The sequence below is a fragment of the Pseudomonas lurida genome (assembly GCF_013522705.1).
Classification (GTDB): domain Bacteria; phylum Pseudomonadota; class Gammaproteobacteria; order Pseudomonadales; family Pseudomonadaceae; genus Aquipseudomonas; species Aquipseudomonas quebecensis.
The window spans coordinates 1-769 of sequence record NZ_JAAMRE010000074.1; the positions used below are offsets into that span (position 1 = coordinate 1).

A 769-nucleotide genomic window follows, 5' to 3' on the forward strand; every position below is an offset into this window, starting at 1 on the left:
CGCGGGCGGAGGCGCCTTCGAGTTCGGCGAGGCCTTCGGCGACGTCGAGTTTGTCCAGGGCGGCCTTGGCGCGCACGATGGCGGCGGAGTCACTGGCGGTGACGGCGCGGGCTTCGATGGCGGCGGCGGCGCCGGCACCGTCGAGGCGGTCCATGTTGGCTTCGGTGGCGTGGCCGGCGTTGGCGCCTTTGGTGGCTACTTCGCCTTCATCTTCTTTGTCGAATTCGTCCCAGCTCAGCATGACGTGTCGTCTCCTGCGTGAGGGCTCCAAGGTGCCCGTGTGAAACCGGATGGTTGGGTGTTCACACGGCTCTCGGGCCGCGGTGGATCTTAAGGAATCGTTTCTTGCAACAGCTCGCGCAGGCATTAAACGGAAATTGCGTAACGGGTGCTCTGCGTGAGGCTTGAGGGGCGGAGCAACAGGTGCAAGCTCCGGCGGTGGCCTCAGGTCTGGCTCTTCGTCCCTGTGTAAAGGGATATTGCAGGCCCGATTTACCCGCGCATTATAGGGAAAAATTCGGCTTTGTGTTGCGGCGGATGGTCTCGGATCAGAGACAAAAAGGCGGCTATTTGAGCCAGAGTGAGGGTTTGCGGGGGGTTGATGGGGTAGGAAATTTTTGACGGGCGGTGGGCTATTTATTGGGTTCTTCACGGAATCCCGGGAAACATAGAAACAAGAACGCCGATTTGATGGATGATGTTCGTGCGAGCAAACACATCTAAAAAACCGGCGTTCTTATGCGCGATATTAATACTTTCCTTCCTTTTT

At 58.3% G+C, this 769-nt stretch carries 1 pseudogene; it reads right to left on the reverse strand.

The window, feature by feature from the left end:
• Positions 1-241 (reverse strand): annotated as a pseudogene (locus G7025_RS26585) (ribonucleotide-diphosphate reductase subunit beta); the annotation flags it as partial.
• Positions 242-769: the final 528 nt, after the last annotated feature.